Annotated in this window: 20 protein-coding genes and 1 pseudogene; 12 read left to right on the forward strand and 9 right to left on the reverse strand. The window is 54.9% G+C overall.

Annotation, left to right across the window (positions count from 1 at the left end; all coding sequences use genetic code 11):
- The 4 genes from RAM80_RS04670 to RAM80_RS04685 form a co-directional block, all read right to left on the reverse strand.
- Positions 1-318: a hypothetical protein gene (locus RAM80_RS04670; protein ID WP_416425068.1), complete on the reverse strand. Its 318-nt coding sequence runs from the start codon at positions 316-318 to the stop codon at positions 1-3.
- Positions 319-604: 286 nt separating this feature from the next.
- Positions 605-1,381: a hypothetical protein gene (locus RAM80_RS04675; RefSeq protein ID WP_416425069.1), complete on the reverse strand. Its 777-nt coding sequence runs from the start codon at positions 1,379-1,381 to the stop codon at positions 605-607.
- 101 nt (positions 1,382-1,482) lie between these two features.
- Positions 1,483-1,818: a hypothetical protein gene (locus RAM80_RS04680; protein ID WP_416425070.1), complete on the reverse strand. Its 336-nt coding sequence runs from the start codon at positions 1,816-1,818 to the stop codon at positions 1,483-1,485.
- Between the two features lie 187 nt (positions 1,819-2,005).
- Complete coding sequence (locus RAM80_RS04685; RefSeq protein WP_416425071.1) at positions 2,006-2,584, reverse strand: hypothetical protein; 579 nt, start codon at positions 2,582-2,584, stop codon at positions 2,006-2,008.
- 432 nt (positions 2,585-3,016) lie between these two features.
- Between RAM80_RS04685 and RAM80_RS04690 the strand changes: the two genes are divergently transcribed.
- From RAM80_RS04690 to RAM80_RS04700, 3 genes are all read left to right on the forward strand, one after another.
- Entirely contained in the window at positions 3,017-4,057 is a 1,041-nt protein-coding gene (locus RAM80_RS04690) for a hypothetical protein (protein WP_416425072.1), read from the forward strand.
- Between the two features lie 125 nt (positions 4,058-4,182).
- Positions 4,183-6,927: a hypothetical protein gene (locus RAM80_RS04695; RefSeq protein WP_416425073.1), complete on the forward strand. Its 2,745-nt coding sequence runs from the start codon at positions 4,183-4,185 to the stop codon at positions 6,925-6,927.
- Between the two features lie 161 nt (positions 6,928-7,088).
- A protein-coding gene (locus tag RAM80_RS04700; protein WP_416425074.1) for an IS3 family transposase occupies positions 7,089-8,251 on the forward strand; the annotation gives its coding sequence in 2 pieces (ribosomal slippage) (positions 7,089-7,344 and positions 7,344-8,251; 1,164 coding nt in all).
- An 18-nt stretch (positions 8,252-8,269) separates the two neighbouring features.
- On the opposite strand, the gene RAM80_RS04705 is transcribed toward RAM80_RS04700, so the two are convergent.
- Positions 8,270-8,605, reverse strand: a complete 336-nt coding sequence (locus RAM80_RS04705) for a hypothetical protein (RefSeq protein WP_416425075.1) — start codon at positions 8,603-8,605, stop codon at positions 8,270-8,272.
- A gap of 554 nt (positions 8,606-9,159) precedes the next feature.
- Between RAM80_RS04705 and RAM80_RS04710 the strand changes: the two genes are divergently transcribed.
- Genes RAM80_RS04710 through hxsA form a run of 4 tightly spaced genes read left to right on the forward strand, consistent with a single transcriptional unit; the run spans position 9,160 to position 12,696 of the window.
- Positions 9,160-9,369, forward strand: coding sequence for a hypothetical protein (locus RAM80_RS04710; RefSeq protein WP_416425076.1), 210 nt, complete (start codon positions 9,160-9,162; stop codon positions 9,367-9,369).
- Positions 9,366-10,853: a His-Xaa-Ser system radical SAM maturase HxsB gene (gene hxsB, locus RAM80_RS04715; protein WP_416425077.1), complete on the forward strand. Its 1,488-nt coding sequence runs from the start codon at positions 9,366-9,368 to the stop codon at positions 10,851-10,853. The genes RAM80_RS04710 and hxsB overlap by 4 nt, the downstream gene beginning before the upstream one ends.
- Before the next feature lie 5 nt (positions 10,854-10,858).
- Positions 10,859-12,082: a His-Xaa-Ser system radical SAM maturase HxsC gene (gene hxsC / locus RAM80_RS04720; protein WP_416425078.1), complete on the forward strand. Its 1,224-nt coding sequence runs from the start codon at positions 10,859-10,861 to the stop codon at positions 12,080-12,082.
- Positions 12,079-12,696: a His-Xaa-Ser repeat protein HxsA gene (hxsA, locus tag RAM80_RS04725; RefSeq protein ID WP_416425079.1), complete on the forward strand. Its 618-nt coding sequence runs from the start codon at positions 12,079-12,081 to the stop codon at positions 12,694-12,696. Before hxsC ends, hxsA begins: the two co-directional genes overlap by 4 nt.
- 101 nt (positions 12,697-12,797) lie before the next feature.
- Here the strand turns inward: hxsA and RAM80_RS04730 are convergent, their stop codons facing one another.
- Entirely contained in the window at positions 12,798-13,148 is a 351-nt protein-coding gene (locus RAM80_RS04730) for a hypothetical protein (protein ID WP_416425080.1), read from the reverse strand.
- A gap of 68 nt (positions 13,149-13,216) precedes the next feature.
- Positions 13,217-13,657, reverse strand: coding sequence for a Panacea domain-containing protein (locus RAM80_RS04735; RefSeq protein WP_416425081.1), 441 nt, complete (start codon positions 13,655-13,657; stop codon positions 13,217-13,219).
- A gap of 50 nt (positions 13,658-13,707) precedes the next feature.
- Between RAM80_RS04735 and RAM80_RS04740 the strand changes: the two genes are divergently transcribed.
- Complete coding sequence (locus RAM80_RS04740) at positions 13,708-13,896, forward strand: hypothetical protein (RefSeq protein ID WP_416425082.1); 189 nt, start codon at positions 13,708-13,710, stop codon at positions 13,894-13,896.
- Between the two features lie 248 nt (positions 13,897-14,144).
- Positions 14,145-15,335 carry a tyrosine-type recombinase/integrase gene (locus tag RAM80_RS04745; protein WP_416425083.1) on the forward strand — a complete coding sequence of 397 codons (1,191 nt, stop codon included), beginning with the start codon at positions 14,145-14,147 and terminating at the stop codon, positions 15,333-15,335.
- A 1,007-nt stretch (positions 15,336-16,342) separates the two neighbouring features.
- Here RAM80_RS04745 and RAM80_RS04750 read toward each other — a convergent pair.
- Complete coding sequence (locus RAM80_RS04750) at positions 16,343-16,510, reverse strand: hypothetical protein (RefSeq protein ID WP_416425084.1); 168 nt, start codon at positions 16,508-16,510, stop codon at positions 16,343-16,345.
- Between RAM80_RS04750 and RAM80_RS04755 the strand changes: the two are divergent.
- Positions 16,503-16,686 (forward strand): annotated as a pseudogene (locus RAM80_RS04755) (methyl-accepting chemotaxis protein); the annotation flags it as partial. The gene RAM80_RS04750 and the pseudogene RAM80_RS04755 sit on opposite strands and share 8 nt — an antisense overlap.
- 338 nt (positions 16,687-17,024) lie before the next feature.
- Here the strand turns inward: RAM80_RS04755 and RAM80_RS04760 are convergent.
- Entirely contained in the window at positions 17,025-17,996 is a 972-nt protein-coding gene (locus tag RAM80_RS04760; RefSeq protein WP_416425085.1) for a LysR family transcriptional regulator, read from the reverse strand.
- A gap of 90 nt (positions 17,997-18,086) precedes the next feature.
- Here RAM80_RS04760 and RAM80_RS04765 point away from each other — a divergent pair, with 90 nt between their 5' ends.
- Positions 18,087-19,244: an alpha/beta hydrolase family protein gene (locus tag RAM80_RS04765; RefSeq protein WP_416425086.1), complete on the forward strand. Its 1,158-nt coding sequence runs from the start codon at positions 18,087-18,089 to the stop codon at positions 19,242-19,244.
- Positions 19,245-19,279: 35 nt separating this feature from the next.
- On the forward strand, positions 19,280-20,200 hold the full coding sequence (locus RAM80_RS04770) for a VOC family protein (protein ID WP_416425087.1): 921 nt from the start codon (positions 19,280-19,282) through the stop codon (positions 20,198-20,200).
- The last annotated feature ends 58 nt before the right edge of the window (positions 20,201-20,258 follow it).

Consider the following 20,258-nt stretch of genomic DNA (forward strand, 5'->3'; position numbering starts at 1 on the left):
TCAGTGCAACGTTTGAGGCTGCAGTTGCAGAGCGGCCTCGCTTATGAGCATCGCCTTATCCTTGGAAATATTCGAGTTCGCCTTGCCTAAACTTTGTGCAAGGCGGAACAAGCTCTGCATCTGCATCTGCAGCTCGTCATCGGAGATAATATCCAGTGTATCGCGGAGATCGGGGTGCTGGGCGATCAGCAGGCTGCGGTACTCCCGAATTGAGTCATCCATGGCGGCATCCTCCTTTGCATTACGAAGAATTTTAGTCTGCACTTTTGGAGTAAATAGTCCGCTCATCGGCAGCATGAGCCAACCTGAGGATGTCATTGCGCCCTCCCCAGCCGTCCGGCTTCGGGCAATCGAGGCTTGCACTCACCGGCTTGAAGACTCACTTCCCGCAAATGCAAGCGGAGCGCGCAGACGTGAGGATGGAAGCCCGCTAGGGCCAAGACGCACCGCGGCTTGGTTAACGACAGCCGTCCGCGCAGCGGCACGCACTAGATCGACGTTGCGCAACGGTACGTACCCTCCGAAACCACCGCCGCTTTCTTGAAAACCTCGAAAGCTTATAGTTGCTATAACTGAGCCAGCATCCTCAGTAACCCTATTCGGATCAGCGGTAAGCCGATAGGTGAGTTACCCCGGCCAGAGGCTCAATCACGCCAACGGCGATTTCTACCTTTCCATTCTCCAACCGGGCTAGCGAAATCACATTGTTATCGTGGAGCACAAACCTCTGGCCTTCCTCAACACCAGGGTAGCGATCGGCAACCTGGTAATCCACGTAGTAGGCAAGGTGCTTCATTAACTGGGTGTCGTTGATGGTGACATTCATGGCGATCTGCAGGCCTTGCCCGACAAAACCAGTGACCAAGATCCCGGCGACAAAATGGGCCATGAATCGAAGGGACATGTTGGCTACCGCAGAGCCTGGCTGGCCTAAGAAAAGAACTCCCATCCGCTCCTCCATCCAACCACGGATTAGCTTGGCACCTGGAATTCTTGATGCGAGCCATGCGGATTCCGAGACCGACACAGCGGCCACACACCCCAATGCGATAGCGAAACAGACGACGCTCAACAGCAATACATACAGTAACAACGCACAGACGACGGCCGACACAGCGATCGTCCCATCGAAATCTTTGGACGGGAGCCCGGTGGCCAGCGCAACGACCCATCGTGCCGCCACGTAGGCCGCGAGCAGCACGCCAGCGTGCACAAAGGTCATCACTGTGCGACTGAACTCGTGGCGCACAACCCATGCGACGAACTTTGCGAGCCACAGACAAAATCCAGCACAGATGAGTCCGCAACCTAGATAGAGCAGAAATGGAGATTCTGTCTTTTCGTGAAAAATGACCACCTTGAATGTGGCTAGAAGTGCCACACCAATACCTAGCCGGTAGAAGTGATAGCAGAGTGGGAGCGATGGCCAAAGCTTGGCTGACAGCCAATTTGAGAGGGATCTGAGCATTTTTGAATATTCGACTACATGGATTTGACTGAAACGACTACTACATACCGGTATTTCTTCCTCGCCGCCTTCACCGCTTCTTGTTCCGCCAAGAGCTTACTAAGCGTGTCGGCTTCGTGAATCAGCTCAAACGTTTTGCCTTCAAACTCATTGCCGACGCGAAGCGTCACTCGCAGCCTAGGAGTGAAGGCTTTGGCCACCTTTTTCTTGGTCGCAGGCGGTGCTACCGGCTTCGTGAAGACTAAGTCGACAGCGGGCTCGGGAGGTGGCGGTGCCGTAGGTTGAATAGTGGGCGCGGCAGTGCCGAATAAGGCACGCCGCATTTCTTCTTCTGTCAAATCTCGGGTCATCAATGTCTCGACGGGGAAGCATAGCTGCTTCCCCAATTATATCAGCGTGGGCAGTGCCCTGCCCTCTGTGATCAATGTATCGGCTACGTTCTCCTAATTCGGGAGGCAGAAGCGCACCTGGATCATGCTCATTTTCTGAATCAGAGCTGGCAGGCAACAACGTGACAGAAGCGAGAGATCGAGGAAACTAATCCCAGAACTCGCTCGATGGAAAATCATTGATTGAATCCTCAATCAGACCATCATCCCCTGCAGCCTTCAGGCGAACGGTCATCGATGTCGACACTAGCTGCCACCGATAGTCTCGAAACCTCACATCGAAGGTCATGGCTGCATCGAAGCACTCAAACTGCTGTCCATAGCGAAATGATTCGATGCGTGTCAGATCGGCAGTGGCCGAGGCAATCAGTACACCTCTATCAGGGTCGTACTGCCTTTCGGCGAGTAGATTAGAGATGTGAACCCTGACTTCCGGAGTATTGCGGTTAAGTTCGTCCTGAACGGCCCAGCGGATCACCTCCTCTTCCAAAGCGTTTGCCACCTCCGGCAGGAAAATAACGTCTGAAAACTTCTCAACGCCGAACGTGAAGCGAAGCAGCCGGGCATCCTCTCGAGCTCCTGATGCCACGCTCTGCAACTCATGATAGCTGGAGAATCCTGCGCCAATTGAAAGCCGCTTACGCGCCACCGAAAGTTGCCAGCCCTGCTGCTGGGCAACGGCTTTGGAAAGAGACTTGAATACGTTAAGTGCGGATAAATTAGACATGACATTCCTCGTGCCATGGACGCGATGACCGATTGCCTGCTCACCGGTCTGTCCATGAATGGGATTGCCATAGGTATTGGGAGGAATAAAACGATGGGCTCTTGCTGCGCGTAACAGGCGCCAGGCGACCATCACCGCCCGTGAAAGAAGATATCGAAACGGGCCAGGAAAACAAGATTTCCTGCTTCACTTGGCGTCCCCGACTGGACGCTGGGCTCCTGACCATCACACCGGCGCAAGCTCCCAACTGGGCATTGGTAGCGAAGCGCTAGCTTGTGCTTTGTCAGACACATATTCTTGAGTCATCTGCATACCACCCCCTAGGTACATATGACCACGCCATACACCTCTGGCCCCTCACTTCTGGCACCATCCGGAGACCCCAAGCGACAGGCCGTTAATGCGCTGAGGGGCTACGCGTACCAACTGTACGTGAGTGCATTGGCATGGATTCGATTGGAAGCTGGGCATCGTCTGTATCTCGAGGTAGCCGAAGACTATGCCATCGTGGCGAAGGACTCGGTGACAGGCGTCCAGGTTAAAGACACTGCCGGGTCGGGCACGATCACTATCAACTCCCAGGATGTCCGTGAGGCTTTGGATAACTTCTTGGATCTGGTTGAACGCAACCGGAATGCGCAAGTCACCCTACGCTTCCTCACCACCTCTTCCATCGGCGTGGAACGAGAGGTAGCTCACAGAATAAATGGCGAAGCTGTTCTCCACTATTGGGCAAGAGCAGCACGAACTGCAGAGGTTAGACCCCTTAGGGAAGCGATTCTCAGAGCTAATGTCTCAGACCGCCTGACTACATTCATTATTGCCCGAACCGACGACGAGCTGCGTCGCGATCTCCTCCAAAAAATAACGTGGGACTGTGGAGAGCCAGGCATTGCAGACGTTAAGCAGGAGCTATCAGTTGCATTGGTTGCGTACGGCAGTGACCGCCTTCGACTCTTGCCGACTGAATCAGAACCGTTAGCGGCAGCCGTCCTTGAAGCCGTCTTGGAGACCGTGCTTCGCTCAGAGCCCACTGCAAGGTATGTGGATGCAGGTTCACTTTTAAAGCTCTGCGAACAAGCAGGCCGAACCTCGCTGCCGCCTGGCATGCTCGAGGGGCTAATACATCAGGGGATGACTCAAGGTCAGAGGCAGCCAACTGAACTGGCAATGGCTGTGATGGAAAACGTGGCCGACTTACCAATGCCAGCTGATGTTCTGCCTCGAGCTGATGTAGTGCAGACGGTGATAGACGTCTTGAACAAATCCTCGGTTGCCATCCTTTCAGCTGGAACAGGAATGGGCAAGTCGGTGCTTTCTAGATTGTCTGCTGCAGCATACGGTGGCGATTGGACGCTTGTCGATCTACGAAATGCCCCCCACAGGAGTGCGAATACAGGCTTAACAGGGCCCAAGGGGAAGCGGTCACAAAATCGCTTACAGGGATCATCCTGGATGACCTCAACGCGCTGAATCAACCGCAGTTTGCCTCCAGCTTTGGCCGATTCCTACGTGCCCTGAACAGGAGCAATATTGCTTGCATTATCACCTGCTACAAAGACCTGACATCGGGTTCGATTGACAGGCTTGGGCTGGATTTGGGCACATCACTTCGAGTTCCTGCGCTTAGCCAGTCGGAAGTCGCCAGCCTTGTGCAGAAAGCAGGGGGCGACCCAAAGTTGTGGGCATTCTTCGTTCGATATACCGGCGGAAACGGGCACCCGCAGTTGGTGCGAGCAGTTCTGGCTGGGTTGAAGCTGAGAGGATGGCCTTCATCTGACCTTTCCGAGCCAGCCGCGACCAATATTGGGGCAGACGTCGAAGGCGAGCGCGAAGCGATACGTCAAACACTTGTAGAGAGAATGGACGAGCAAGCCAGAAAGTTTCTCTATCGAACAAGCTTGGTTGTAGGGCGTTTCAAGCGCCAAGCCGCGCTGCAACTTGGGGAAATCTCCCCTCCTATTCAGTCCGCTGGGGAATACCTTGATGCTTTGATCGGGCCGTGGATTGATAGCCTTGGTGCGGGGATGTTGAGAATATCTCCACTCATAGCGAACGCAGGTGAAAACGTGTTGTTGCCGGGTGAACAAGCTTCTGTTCATCAAATGTTTGCGAACCAACTGTGGGCAGATGGGAATCTTGACGTACGGACTGTTGATGATCTATTCATCCATAGCCTCAAGGGAAAGAGTAACCGTCTGGTTCAATTGGGAGGTGCGCTCCTAAGAACGAGGGCGGAACAACTAGAGGTGATTGCGCAATGGTTCCCAAGCTTACGTTTCGCCTCGCTCGAAACCCCAATTGTCCCCAACGACCTCGCAAAATCCTTCCTGTTTAGGCTCAATCAATTCGTACTGTGTGCAGCAATCGACGGCAAGACATCTCACCCAGTGAACGTCTGGCGCACACTCGAGGCAGAAACGCAGGCCTTCCCACCTGAGGCCAGAACAACGTACCGCATCATGGCGATAGGGAAAGCTCTTTGCATCTCTAACCTCTCCTCAACTCTGCCTGACTGGTTCAGCATGCTACGCGAGTTCAGTATTGCAGTGAAAAAGGAGCCACGATTCGGCACCTCAATTCCCGCTTCGGAGACAAATGGGGGTCTATTCATTTCACAAGCAATGCATGTTGGCAGCGTCAAAGCACAGCTAGCTCTGTTTGAAGAATTGAACGACCTGGTTGAGAAAGAGCGTGAGGAATATCTCGGATTCACCCTCCAGACCCGAGGTGGAACTGCAGCGCTGGTAAACGGCCCGTGGCTAGAGGAAGTTCGATTAGGGACGATCGACGGACGCGACGCCTCCGAAGCCTACCAACAAATGGCGGCGCTAAGCCGTTCTTGGGGCCACCCTCCCCTGACGATACTGCTGCTGGTTGCAGTCTCCATAATGCTTGATGAATATGCCGGCGAGCCCCAGTTCGCGCTGGATGTGGTTAAGCAGGCAGAGTTGGAGTTTGGAAATAGCCTCGATCTTGCGAGAGCAAGGTCAAAAATCTTCCTCCGACAACATAGACATCACGACGTCGTATCGATACTACGTGACACAGAGCCAAGGCTTAGTGAGTTTGAGCCATTAGAGCGGATGTTTCTGAGAAGAGAGGCCGGCATCAGCATGGCAAAAACCGGCGACTGGAGTGGCGCCGCCACTCAATTCTCACTAGCCGCCACAGATGCATCTCTGGGTCAAATCGAAAACTCAAAAGCCATGAATCTTGGCCTAAGGGCCGACGCCGCACTTGCGTTTTATAAAGCGCATGATGTCGCATCAGCTGTCGAAATCTACAGAGAAATATTGGGACGATTGCCAGACATTGATCAAGAAACATCGCTGCAGTCGATCTATTGCAGCCGGGTAATTCGTCACGGATTACTCTGGCTCCATGTTCAGACGATCGGAGCCGCAGACGAAGCCTTGGTAAACGGGGAACCAACTGCCATGGTTCCTGGGATGTGCAGCAACCCGACACCACCTGATGGCATGCACGAGCTTCCGAGATCGACCCAAGACGCTGCCTGGTACCTTTTCCTCACGCTGGAAGCGGAGGTGACGGGGCCTACCCATGCACTGCTTCAACTGGAGAAAAGGCTTGGAGGCAAAGCGGCTCCAACATTCGATTTAACCTTCAGGTCATACGTAATCAATAGAGCCATAGAAAATGCGACAGCAGAAGGCTTTGCTGAGCAAATGCACCGGTGGCTTGATTTTGTAGCGTATTCCTTTCCCGAAGGGAATAAGCCTGCCCTACAACTCAGCCCGAACCCCCATTTCGCAACCGTTCCGAGGCTTCCCGCCGAAGCACTACAGACAGATCGATATCTTCAGATCATGCGTGCAGCCATTTTTTCTTTCGGTGTGTCCGCAGCGGTTTCCAGCTCGAGAACGGCGCTAGAGAAACTGCGCGAAAACCTCAAAGATTACAAAGGTTTAAACTACTGCGTAAGCTGGGTTGATCAAATGCTAAAGCCGAACCTTGATGATCAATACTTCTTTATAACGAATTCGATCCATACAGTGCTCACGCGCGACGAGCTGTTTCCTGCTCAACTCTTCGAAGCAACGCTGCGTTTCCTGATCATGGCCAACGAATCTCAATTTCGAAGAGCAATTGAACCCCCTGTCGTTCACTGGGCACAAAGCCACTGGAGAAGCCAAATAAAATCTAAGCTGGCGTTCAACAACGCCAACTACGTCATCCCACAAATCCGAACCGCTCTAGAGATTCCAGGTCTAGCTGGGGTCGCTGCGGTAATCCTGGCGGCTGAGTACGGGATTAACGTAAGGCTGAACGAAAAGCTGCGCGAGACGTGTAGAAAAATCGCAGAAGATATTTCCTCCTGATGTTGTCTAACCTGTGTGGACATTCTTTCCCGAGGACACGAGCGGGAAAATGTCTGCGCTAATGGCCTCGGCAATGTTTCCCTCATGGCGGCAATAGTGTAGTGGTCTAATGAAACCGGACACCCATTTAGGCGAGAATGCTCGCCATAGAGAGGTGTCTGATGACCAAGCAACGACGTACCTTTACCCCCGAATTCAAACGTGAAGCCGCCAGCCTGGTGCTTGACCAAGGCTACAGCTACATTGAGGCAGCCCGGTCGCTCGGGCTAGTTGAATCAGCATTGCGTCGGTGGGTCAGCCAGCTCCAGCAGGAGCGTGGCGGTGTCACCCCGACTAGCAAGGCGTTAACACCTGAGCAGCAAAAAATCCAAGAACTGGAAGCCCGAATCAATCGTCTGGAACGGGAAAAGTCGATCCTAAAAAAGGCTACCGCGCTCTTGATGGCCGAGGAGCACGAGCGCTCGCGTTAGTCGATCAGCTTCGCTCCGAGGAGCCGGTTGATCTGTTGTGCTCGGTATTTGAAGTCACCCGATCTTGCTACTACGCGTACTGTCGAAAACGCCGATCCCCTGATGCCGAACGGGTGATTTTGCGCAGCCGTGTGAACGAACTGTTTACCCAAAGCCGAAGCGCTGCGGGCAGTCGAAGCATCATGCTGATGATGAAAGAAGACGGCATGCAAATCGGGCGATTCAAGGTACGTAAGTTGATTCGCGAGATGAACCTGATCAGCAAACAACCGGGCTCCCATGCCTATAAAAAGGCCACCGTTGAGCGACCTGATATCCCGAACGTGCTTGATCGAGAGTTCAGCGTGGCGTCCCCCGACAAGGTCTGGTGCGGTGACATTACGTACGTTTGGGCCGAAGGCCGATGGCACTATCTGGCAGCGGTCATCGATCTTTATGCGCGCCGGGTCGTAGGCTGGGCGTTCTCATCCAATCCTGACGCTGACCTGGTTATCAAGGCATTGGATATGGCCTATGAGCAGCGTGGCCGGCCTCAGAATGTGCTGTTTCACAGCGATCAGGGCAGCCAGTACGGCAGCCGGATTTTCCGCCAGAGACTATGGCGATACCGTTTCACACAGAGCATGAGTCGGCGTGGTAACTGCCATGACAACGCGCCAATGGAGCGGCTATTTCGCAGCCTGAAAACTGAATGGATACCGACGGTGGGCTACATGAGCGCCGCGTTGGCTAAACAAGATATCGGTCGTTTTCTGATGGAACGGTACAACTGGCGGCGACCGCATCAATTCAACGAAGGATTAGCGCCTGCCGTTGCCGAGGAAAAACTTAACGCAGTGTCCGGGATCAGTTGACCACTACAGCAGGGCGGATTATAGCTGCACGATGGATACGAGCTCTATGTATTTATAGTTCATTTTCTTAGCGACCTTTCTCGCTTCTTGCTCTGCCAAAAGGCTGCTCAACGTCCGTGCATCATGAGTAAGGATTTCAGCCTCGTCTTCAAAAATCTTGGTGACGCGAAGGGTCATCCTCAACTTTGGAAACAAAGAAGAACTGCTCGGCTTTTTAGCTGCGGCCTTCGCCGAGGCACGCTTGGTTGGCACAAACTGAAGCTCAGACACATCGTCTTTCGCCACTGGTTCTGTAGGTGTAGAGGGGCCAAACAGTGCTTCGCGCATCTGCTCCTCAGTCTGCAAATCATTCATTCAAGGGCTCACGGACGCATTCAAAAAAGGAGGTAGCATGCTGAGCTGCTGTTCAATGGGATGCTGGCTGGTCTCATCAACAAACTCAGAACAATGGTCAACCGAGCGCAGTATTCAAGCTCAAAGCGTCAATCGGCTCAACCTGATGCTGTTGTTGAGCAATGAATGCCCTCCTGGAGGATGGGCACTGTAAGGCTCGCAAGGTGGTCTTCTGTCGGACATCGATAGCTCTCCTAACGTCACTCAAAACCGGGCATTTATGTGGTTAACCACATTCCCAGATCAAGCGCGCTCGTCGCCACCAATACTCACCTTACCGTTTCGCTGGGCTCGTATTTAGACCACGGCTGCCACCCCTTCTCCGCTCATAAAAATATCTTCAGCAAAGCTACAAGTGGTAGTGGCTAATTGCCTCGTGTGGCGGCAAAATTGCGACCTTAACGATGTGTATTCAGGGATCGAACAGAATGACATGGCCAGTCACCCTACGCGTGAGCGCCACAGCATATCCTCTTGGTGTTGTGCAACGAGCTGCCTATGCACTGGCGAGCTCCTTGACCATCCAGGTTGTGCCTTCGGCAGATCAATTCGATTTGATGATCTCGCCCCCCATTTCCGACGGCATCATGCAGGCTGATCGCGCTCGCGCGCTGGTCATACAATCCCTGAATGACTTTGCGCTACGTGACCGCATCAATCAGGAGTCCGCTGGTATCAGGGAGTTGCTGGCACGTGCAGCCTTATCGGGTTGCGGCCTGAAATGACCCTTATTGCGACCGACGCGAGCAGCTTCAGGCTACTCCCGCTGCGATTCATGCGCCTGCCAGAAATGCATGCGCAGGATGTCCTGATCACCTCGGAAACAGGTGAATACCTGTTTGTCAGCGACCCACAGTTGCAGGCCCTGGTGGACAAAAAGATTCCTCCTGAAACGCCGTTTTACAAAGATCTGCTTGCGCGCCATTTCATCTATGAGCCCGGGCGCCACGACCCTATGCCTGAGATGGCAGCCCAGTACCGCAGTCGCAAGAATTTCCTTTTCCAAGGGCCGGCCTTGCACATTTTCGTGGTCACGTTGCGGTGCAACCATACCTGCCAGTACTGCCAGGTGTCCCGGGCGCCCATGGCCGGCGCCGGCCATGATCTCTCGGAAGCGGACGCCCTCGCTGCTGTCGACCGAGTATTCGAGTCAAACGCGCAGGCACTCACCGTAGAGTTTCAAGGTGGTGAGCCCCTTTTGGCATTCGGGCGAATCCAGCAGATTGTCGAGTGGGTTGAAGCACGCAACCTGGTCGAACAGCGCGACGTGCAGTTTGTCGTCACCACCACCCTGCACCACCTGACTGACGAAATCCTCGATTTCGCCAAACAGCATCAGATCCAGTTTTCCACGTCGCTGGATGGGCCCGCGGCATTGCACAACGCGAACCGCCCAACGCCGTCCCGCGATTCCTACGAGCGCACCCTCGAGGGTGTCAGGCGGGTCCGTGAACACATGGGGCATGACGCAGTCTCCGCCCTGACGACACTGACAGCACGCAGCCTCGAAAGCCCCAAGGCCATCATCGACGAGTACATCAAACAAGGCTTCACCAGTATCGCGCTGCGCCCCCTCAGCCCCTACGGCTTTGCTACCCGCAGTGCGCGGCGACTGGACTACCCGATGGAGCGATTCGTTGCTTTTTACAAAGAGGCCTTGGCGTATTTGCTGGAGATCAACCAGCAAGGGGTTTACCTCTCCGAAAGCTACACCACTCTTCTCCTGAGGAATGTGCTGACGCCCTTCGCCTCGGGATACGTGGATCTGCGCTCCCCTACAGGCGCGGGCACCGGAGCGCTGGTGTACAACTATGACGGCTACGTCTACCCGTCCGACGAGGCACGCATGCTTCTGGAGATGGGTGAAAATGGCCTGCGCCTGGGTACAGTCCACCAGCCGCTGCATGAACTGCTGAAGTCTCCTGTAATGGAGGTACTGCTCGCCAGTGGCGTGGCCGAAGCTCTGCCTGGTTGCTCTGACTGCGCGCTGGTTCCCTACTGTGGTGCAGATCCAGTGGAGCACTTTGCCCGTCAAGGCGACCCTATCGGGCACCGGGCGCTCAGCAGCTTTTGCACTAAAAACCTTGGTTTACTTCAGCATCTGTTCACGCTGCTGCGCGATGGCGATGACGCCAGCCGAAGGGTGTTCCTGTCTTGGCTGAACCGGCGCGCCTACTCCGATGTTCGTCTGGCCGGATATCGGGGGTAACCATTTTGTTGCGTAAAGACACTCACTTTGAAATTCAGGGGTTAGTCGAACCTCGGCTACTGAAAGTCGTGAGCCTTGAAGAGTTCATTGAGAAAGGCACTGCTGCCTGTGCGGGCCAAGTTGGCTTCGAGGATCTGATGCTATGGGTTGCAGAGCCCGCGCTCCAAGCCAACCTGCTTGAACTACCCCTCGGTGGTTTCATCACCCCAACTAGTACTGAGCTACCGGTGGCTATTGGGGTGTTGGCCCTCCACGGCCCGAAGGACGAGGGGGTCGTCCAGCCAGGTGATGTGATTGCGTTAACGCCCGGAAGCCCGGTAGTTCGAGTGCTCTATCGGAGAGGCTCCGACAGCAACCTGTTGTTCATGACCGACCGCTGCAACAGCCTGTGCCTGATGTGTTCTCAACCGCCCAAGGACATCGATGACCGCTGGCACATCGAGGAAAACCTACGCGTGATTGATCTGATGGATCCGCAGGAGGAGAACATCGGCATCAGCGGCGGTGAGCCAACCCTTTACCGGGAAGGACTGTTGGCCATTTTGCGTAAATGCAAAGACGTGCTCCCTCACAAGTCGATCCACGTATTGAGCAACGGCCGAACTTTCAAAGACCCCAGCTGGATTGAGGCGCTGACTCAGGTTGATCATCCACAGCTCAGCTGGGGAATTCCCCTCTACGCGGACAATCCCACAGATCACGACCACGTCGTGCAAGCACCTGGCGCCTTTAGCGAAACCTTGCAGGGGCTGTACAACTTGGCGCGCGCAAAACAGGTCATCGAGATCCGGGTCGTGCTCAACCAATTGACGACGCCGCGCCTCCCCGAGCTGGCCCACTACATTTTCCGCAATTTGTCGTTTGTACAACACGTTGCGTTGATGGGGATTGAGAGCACCGGACTTGCTCGCAAGCATTACGACGAGCTCTGGATAGACCCGCTGGATTACCAGGAGCACTTAACCCAAGCCGTTTACTTCCTGAGTAACCGAGGCCTTCCGGTGTCGATCTACAACCTTCCGCTCTGCCTAGTCCCCCCACATCTCGCGCGGTTTGCCCGGCAGAGCATCTCGGACTGGAAAAATCTGTTCATCGACGACTGTAAAGACTGCGCCGCCGCTGAACACTGTTCTGGCTTCTTCAAATCTCACACCACCCGCTGGCAAAGCCGTGGAATACAAAAACTGACGACGCAGGCTTTCGCAGCCTACGCAGGGAGCGCCCAATGAAACTGCTTGATCGCTGGAAGCTATTGATCGGAGGCGTAAGCCTGCTACCGATTGCCGGCGCGGCCATGGCCGACGCAAACCAATTGCCCCTCGCTGACATGAACTGGGCACCCAGGGACAATGCTTTACCACCCGTGTTCGCCAATACCTTGAACGCGCTCGACGTGGTCAACATGTATGCCGCTCACCGATCGCATAGCTCCCATAGCTCGCACAGTTCCCATAGCTCTCACTACAGCGGATCAAGCGGCTACAGCGCGCCACGCTATTACAGCCCCCCTGTGGCGACCACGCCGAACACCTCGGGTACGTCGAGATACAGCGCTACCAGGTCGACGAGTTCCTCCTCAAGCAATTCCCTTTATGGGACATCAACCGGAGGCGGGGCTACTTCCACTGCCGCTGCCCGCCCAACCGAAGCAGAGAAGAACACGCTGGTCATGAGGGTGCAGACTGCGCTGATGGTTCGTCAGTATTACCAAGGTCGTCCAGACGGTGTGATGGGCAAAGCCACCCGGGGGGCGCTCATGGCCTTCCAATCAGATTCGGGGCTTACCGTGCACGGGAAAATGGATACGCCAACACTGAACGCTCTCGGGGTGAGAATTCCCTGAGCGCGGATGCGGAGAGACAGACGGAAGCTGACCAGGGTCAGTTACCTACGCAAATTTGAGTCGACTCCGCATCCATGAGGCACACGCACTAAGATAGGACGTTAGTGTTTGTACAGCTTAAACGCCCGATCAATCCAAACGACGTGGAAAATCCGCCCACTACGGTAGCCAACCATCGGCACCAAATCGTAGGCCCTGAACGCCAATAGGCGGACCTCTTCCGTGATAAAGGCAGGCAACGCGGCCTTTAAACTGCCCCTATCAATGATTTCGGTGCCTAGGCCGTGCCGCTCCTGCTGGCGAATGTCTTTCCAGGAGAGGCTGCTGAGTTTTCTCAGTTTATCCAGCATCTTCGACCGTTCTTCTTGCTGGCAGTCTTGAATGCACCAGCCCTTCTGCAGGTATTCGAAGGAAAATACCGGTGGGCGGGCGTCCGAATCATCGAGTTCCACGGGTGAAGTGCGTGCCTTGATCTGAGAGCCATGCGAGTCCCGTCGCTTGATTCTGTCCCTGGCCACGGTCAGTTCACCAGATGTTCGCGGAAATAATGCTCCATTTGCTGCTGGGGGATCTCGCGGCTGTACTCACCTTCGGAGTAGTTTTCACGCCAGGGGTCTTCCTCATGGGTGAGCTGGCGTAACTTCCATGCGGAATATTGGCCATAGACGCCAAACACCTCTTCGATGAGGCGGCGTTCGTCAACGCTCAGCACCTCAGGATCGAATGCCACATCCGGTGGAATCGGGTTTGATCCCCGGTCCCGGAATTGACGGTACAGAGCAGGTACCACAGGCCCGTGCATCCACGCTTCAATGGGCTCGTCGAACAGTGGCGTGCCGCGCAGGGCCAAGCTGAACCCTTGAGCGTAATACACCAATTTCTGAAGCTTTAGATTCGAGATCTCACCCCCTTCCCCCTCAAGGTTCAGGAAGTAGTTGGCTACGTCTGCGCTGCTTGGCATTTTGCCTCCCCTTTCGTGATACGAGTCGTCCTCCACTCAAAGTGAGGCGCATGCGTGGGCAAGTCAAGCTGACGGGGCAGCTATTCCTCGACAGTTCGTTTCAAGAAGGAAGAAAAAGTCGTCGCACTCTGAAAAATGATGAAGGCGCGTGCGACCTGGATGGCAGGAAAAGAAAACCCAGAAACGAAAAAGCCCTGAATAATCAGGGCTCTAACGAAGAAAATGTGGCGGAAGCGTAGTCCGCCAAATCAACGTCCACTCTGCTCCACCTGCTACCACATCTTCGACGAATAACCTCTCGAAATCAATGCATTGACGCTAACCTCTTCCAATGAGTGCTATGGGCCTCCAGCCCTGACCGGTTCCCAAAGTATGGGCTGGAATATGGGCTGGAAATCGAGTGGACTGCTGGGATGGGCCTACTATGAAATCCAACCTACTTAACGTGAAAACCGTAGAGAAGCTGCTTCGTAACGGAGCACCCTCGATGAACAGCGACGGCCAAGGTCTTTACCTGAAAATCACTGCTCAGAGCAGCGGGAGCTGGATCTACCGCTTCAAAGTCAATGGCAAGATGCGGGACATGGGTCTTGGCACCATAGCCGATATTGGCTTAGCTGAGGCCAGAGACCTGGCGGCGGACGCACGCAAGAATGTGAAGAGTGGGATTGATCCGCTACAGATGCGTATTTTGGCTAGCAGCCCACCAACTGAGCATGAAAAACCTACAGAGAAGTCATTTCAGGAGATGGCTGAAGACTATGTCGAAGCTCATCGCCCAGGCTGGAAAAATGCCAAACATGCACAGCAATGGGCAAACACTTTAAAAACCTACGCCTATCCGGTTATAGGGTCCAAGTCGGTCGCGGAAGTTGAAACGGCTGACCTTTTGAAAATTCTTAACCCCATCTGGACAGTCAAGCCCGAAACCGCTAGCAGGGTGCGTAATCGTATTGAGCTGGTTTTGAGTGCGGCTAAAGCCTTGGGGCTACGCGCAGGGGAAAATCCCGCCCTGTGGCGCGGTCACCTCGATAAGCTTCTGGCGAAACGAAAAATATCGGACAAGGGCAACCATCCGGCCCTTGCTTGGGAACGTTTGCCCGACTTCATGGCAGAGCTGGACAAACATTCTGATATGAGCGCTATGGCTGTGAAGGTGACCATATTATGTGCACTACGAACAACAGAAGCCATTGGAGCAACGTGGGATGAAATTGATTTCGACAACAAGATCTGGTCCATCCCTGCACAACGAATGAAAGCAAGCCGGGCGCATCGCGTCCCCCTATCATCCTCGGTAATCAAGACGCTTTTAGGTTTACGTAAAGTACACAACAACCCTTTTATTTTTCCTGGTCAAAAGCCTGGTCGACCTCTGTCGAACATGGCGATGTTGCTTAAACTACGTAGGATGGATGAATCATTCATCAACGCCGGGGGAATCGGGTGGAGAAATGCAGAAAACGAAGTCATCACAATGCATGGATTTCGGTCCAGCTTTCGCGACTGGGCCGCAGAAGCGACTCATTTTTCCGAAACCGTCCCGGAAATGGCGCTAGCGCATAAAATCAAGAATGCAACAGAAGCAGCTTATCGTAGAGGAGACCTTCTGGAAAAACGCAGAGAACTGATGGAGGAATGGTCGCTTTATGCCAAGACAGGTAAGCGGTTAATTTAGATCCTCCAACCTGAAAGCGAGTCTAACCACGCGACGCTGCTTTCCTGTCAAACGGATCGCCACCGATATTCAAGAACCGAAAGTCTTGGAGAAACGGCAACATCCTCTTCGCCCAGTGATGGATGGGACCAACAACGTATTATTTAAAATGATCTAACAAGACTTTCCCCGCATACCAATTTTATACCACTTTGCGCTTCCGCAGCTTCAATATCTGCCCTCTGCGCGGTCAACGGCGATGCAAGCCCTATGATTGCCGAATGCAATTTCAATTTCTGACCGCTGAAGAAATCACATGGCCTATGGGTTTGGTGACCTAAAGACCGCTGTTGGCCGCTCAACTCACCAATCTACCTAGTGAATGACCCATTTTAAGATCGCGACAACCTGTCGGTGCTTGATGGGATTCGATGGCAAACCATGCCCATTCATTGCCCGACCATATTAGTTACCAGTTTCACTCACTTTTTAGAGAGACAATTCCAAATCTGTCTCCGAGCAGGACCATGGCCGAAGCGGCGAGCGAAAGATTTTTCCGGATGTCATCTTGCCACGCTAGAACCACCGCCGTCGCCAAGCAAATCACATGGGCATTCGTCCATCTGTAGCGTGACCACCAGCAAACCAACGCGGGCCATTGCAGCCTCGCGGCAGCGGCTACATCGCATTGCCGATTTGTGCTACTTGCCCCTCTCCTCCCTCCCCTACAGTCGAGGCGTGCAGGCCCCTACGCCTGCCACGCCAACCGACTGCAGGATGGAGCACCCAGTGCTCCGTCGAGGAAACGAGCCATGTTCAAAGCGCTGTCCCCCCCCCCCCCCGCACACCCGCCGCCCGGCTGTCTGCACGCCGCTAAATTGGCCGCTGCTCAGCATCAAGTCCTGAGGCGCAACAACGGTGCCAGCGCCTTGGCCACTAATGCGGAACAAGCCGTTCTGGCCCGTGGGCAGGCTGAAGCCTGGCAGGGTCAGCGGATCGACTTCTTGCTGCGCCAGTTTCGGGGGCAACTAGGCGTTGACCCTGACGACCACGCGCGGGCCGGTCGCGGCCTGGGTATTTTGAATCTGGTTGGCGCCGGCGTAGTAGCCGTAGTCCTCGTGGATGACGCTATTGGTGAGGGTTTGGCTGGCGGTGATGGCTACCGTGCCACCGGCCTGGATAGCGGAAGTGATCAATTCCGTCGCCCAACAAACCAATTTACTGGCGCTCAACGCCGCGATAGAAGCTGCACGGGCCGGCGGGCAAGGTCGCGGGTTTGCAGTGGTGGCTGACGAAGTGCGTGGACTGGCCTTACGCACGGCGCAATCAACCGATCAGATCGCCGATTTGGTCGCTGGCCTGCAACTGCGCGTCAGGGAGGCGACAGACCTTATGAGCCAGGGCAAGGCAAGCATGAGTGCCAGTGCGCCGTAGATGCCGCGCAGGCCCGACAAGCGCTGAGCGGCATCTACGGCATCGGGGAAGCAATCAACCACCGCAACCACCAGATCACTACGGCGGCGCAGGCGCAAGCCAGTGTCGCCCTGGAGATCAATCGTAATGTCGAGAACGTGAAAGCGTTGTCCGGGAATCGCTTGAGTTTTTTTCGGCAGGTTGCCACTGCAACCGACTCTATGAATCGCACCGCCAGACAACTGTCAACTGCGATGGACGAACTCCGAAACTGAGTGGCTGCGCCCACCCTGGGGATCAACACTCTGGGCTGTAATGAGGGTTGCGCAAACCCGCTGCCGCTTGTTCGAAGACTCCACACAACCAGGTGATGCCAGGGTCACAGGCATTGTAATCATGCCACTGCACTGCGAGTTTCATCTGCTGTGCCTGGAAAGGCATTTCCCTGATCTCAAATACCCCAGCAGCTGAAAGTTTCACGCCCAACAGGTACGGGACAACGGCAATGCTCTCGGTGCCTTCGACCAAAAACGGCAAGGCAGCCAGGCTATAAGTGCTGACAACCGTCCCGGCTGAATCGTCCGAACTGCTGGGGTACCAAGAAGCAATAGGGTCTTGTAAGCCGCCCCAGGCTTTGACTTTGGCGTGGCGCGCATTCATGAAGCACTCGTTCGTCAGGGGTCCGTTGGCCAGTTCACTTGAACGCCATACCAGGCACACCAACCTGTCCTCGAACAACCGCTGGGAGGGGTGATCCTCTGATAGCAAATCCTGCGACGCTATCAGGAAATCTACTTCACCACGTTCAAGATCGCGCTTGGAAGTACTGGTCCAGGGCAGCAGATTGATTTGCGCTGTGCATCTAGCTTCTTCAAACAGCTCCATGACCGAAGGCATCAGCACGATCTGCATGTATTCGGTGGCCAAAATTCTGAATGCGCGCGTAGAGGCGGAGGGATCGAAGTAACGGGATTCGGAAACCGTGCTATCTATCCGTTGCAGAATGTCATGTATCGGATTTTGTAGCGTTTCGGCTCTGGGGGTCAAAATCATCTTGCGCCCCATCTGCACCAGCAACTCGTCCTGAAAATAGTCTCGGAGTCTGGCCAATGCGTTGCTGGTGGCTGAGGGGCTGAGGCTGAGCCGTTCGGCTGCCTTGGTGACGCTGCGCTCAGTGAGCAATGCGTCCAGCGCCACCAGGAGATTCAAATCAAGCTTTCCGAAGCGCATAGAGGTTCCGAATGTGTTGATGAAATCGAATGCTGGCATGGATACAAGCAAATTTTCAATCAGCCATGCGCTCGCTAGAGTCGGACAACGTTACATCGAAACCATAAATCCAAAAACGAGTGACTACTTATGTTCCGCTATTTTCCTACCAATTACGTGTGGAATCTTTCGGTTGACCTTGCCATCGAGTCTGGTGCTCGGATGGGCGAAATCGAAGAAATGTGCGCGCCTCTGCTAGAAGCCTCAAAACAGCCTGATGCTGCAGGCACTCAAGCGTTTCGTGAAACATGGGGGCGGATGGCCGACAAGCTGTGCGGCCTGGCCGAGGAAGACGAAGCCCAAGGCCGCATGTTGTCCGCCGGGGAAAAATACAACCGTGCCGCGACCTATTACATCACCTGCGAACGCCTGCAGGGGCACGGTGCTCCCGGCCGACTGGAACTTTACAAGCAGTTCCTGGCCTCCTTCGAGCGTGGCGTGCTGTTGAGCCGAGAAAACTGTCAGCGGGTCGAAATCCCCTATGAGGGTAAGGTCCTCTCGGCCCTGTATGTTCGCGCAGAGGGCGTTGAAGGCCCGGCTCCGATACTGGTACAGGTCAATGGCCTGGACTCCACCAAGGAAATGAAATACCGCGTCGGCCTGCCGGGTTGGCTGGCCAAACGGGGTGTCTCCTCGCTTCTGGTCGATCAGCCGGGTACCGGTGAAGCCCTGCGCATCTATGACATGAAGGCGCGCTACGACAGCGAGCACTGGGCCAGCCGCGTCGTCGACTGGCTGGAACAACGTGACGATGTCGACCCACAGCGTATCGGCCTGGAAGGGGTATCCCTAGGAGGCTATTACTGCCCACGTGCTGTGGCGTTCGAACCGCGGTTCGCCTGTGGCGTGGTGTGGGGCGCTAACCATGACTGGCGCGATGTGCAAAAACGTCGCCTGGACAAGGAAGGCAGCTTCCCGGTGCCTCACTACTGGGAACACGTACGCTGGGTATGGGGCGGCATGGATACCGACGAGTTCATGCAGATCGCCGAAAACGTCCACCTCGACGGGATTCTGGATCGTATAAAAGTGCCGTTCCTGGTAACGCACGGCGAAAAAGACTCGCAGATCCCGCTCAAATGGGCCCAGCGCACCTATGACCAACTGGTCAACAGCCCCAAGCGCGAGCTCAAGATATTCACTGAACGTATGGGTGGCATTCAGCATTCCAGCTTCGATAATCCGGTCAACGCCGGGCATTACATCGCCGATTGGATTGCCGAAACCCTGAATGGCCGTGTGAGCTGATCCACGGTTCTCCCCTTTCTTCGGTGTTAATAGATATGAATATTATCGGACTCCAATACCTTGTATTTGGCGTGGACGACGTCGGCGCCTGCCGCCAGTACATGCTTGACTATGGCCTCAGCGCGGTAGGCGACGGCAGTCGCCTCGAAGCATTGGATGGCACGGCTGTGGTTATCCTGGACAAGGCCGATCCGGCCTTGCCACCCTCGATGGGCACTGCCAGCACACTACGCGAAACGGTCTATGCGGTAGCCGACGAGCAAGCACTGCTAGCGATTGAGCAAGAGCTGCGCACAGATCGCGACGTTACCCGGGGCTCGGACGGCGTACTGCGCTGTGTTGACGATATGGGCTTCGCACTGGGCTTCCAGATCGCTGAGCGCCGCCCGATAGGCATTGGCGCCGAAGCCATCAACGCACCTGGCGATATTGCAGGCCGGCAAGTCAACCAGCTGGGTGCATACAAGGATATGCCCGCTCTACCGCGCAGCCTTTCTCATGTGGTCTATTTCGTACCGGACAGCGCCAAGGCTGAGGCATTTTATGCCCGCCTGGGGTTCATCTGTACCGATCGTTTCCAGGAATTAGGCCCGTTTCTGCGCCCCGCCGGCTCCCATGACCACCACTGCCTGTTCCTGATCCAGACACCCGCATTCATGAAAGGCATCGAGCATTTCACCTTTCACATGGGTGGCCCTACCGAGGTCATGATGGCTGGCACTCGCTTCGTCGAGAAAGGCTACACGTCCTTTTGGGGGCCCGGCCGCCACCAACTGGGCTCGAACTGGTTCTGGTACTTCAACAGTCCCTTGGGTTGCCACGTCGAGTACGACGCTGACATGGACCAGCACGATGACAGCTGGGTAGCGCGCGAGGTCAATATCAGCGCCGACAGTTCGCAGTACTTTCTGTTCGAACACCGCGAAAAATGGGCTCCTGGTGGCGATCCACACTAAACGCAAGACCATGGGTTGATGAGTGCTGGCTAATGCCATGCAGCATTGCTCGTACAAC

The organism is Pseudomonas sp. App30 (assembly GCF_047947025.1).
Classification (GTDB): Bacteria; Pseudomonadota; Gammaproteobacteria; order Pseudomonadales; family Pseudomonadaceae; genus Aquipseudomonas.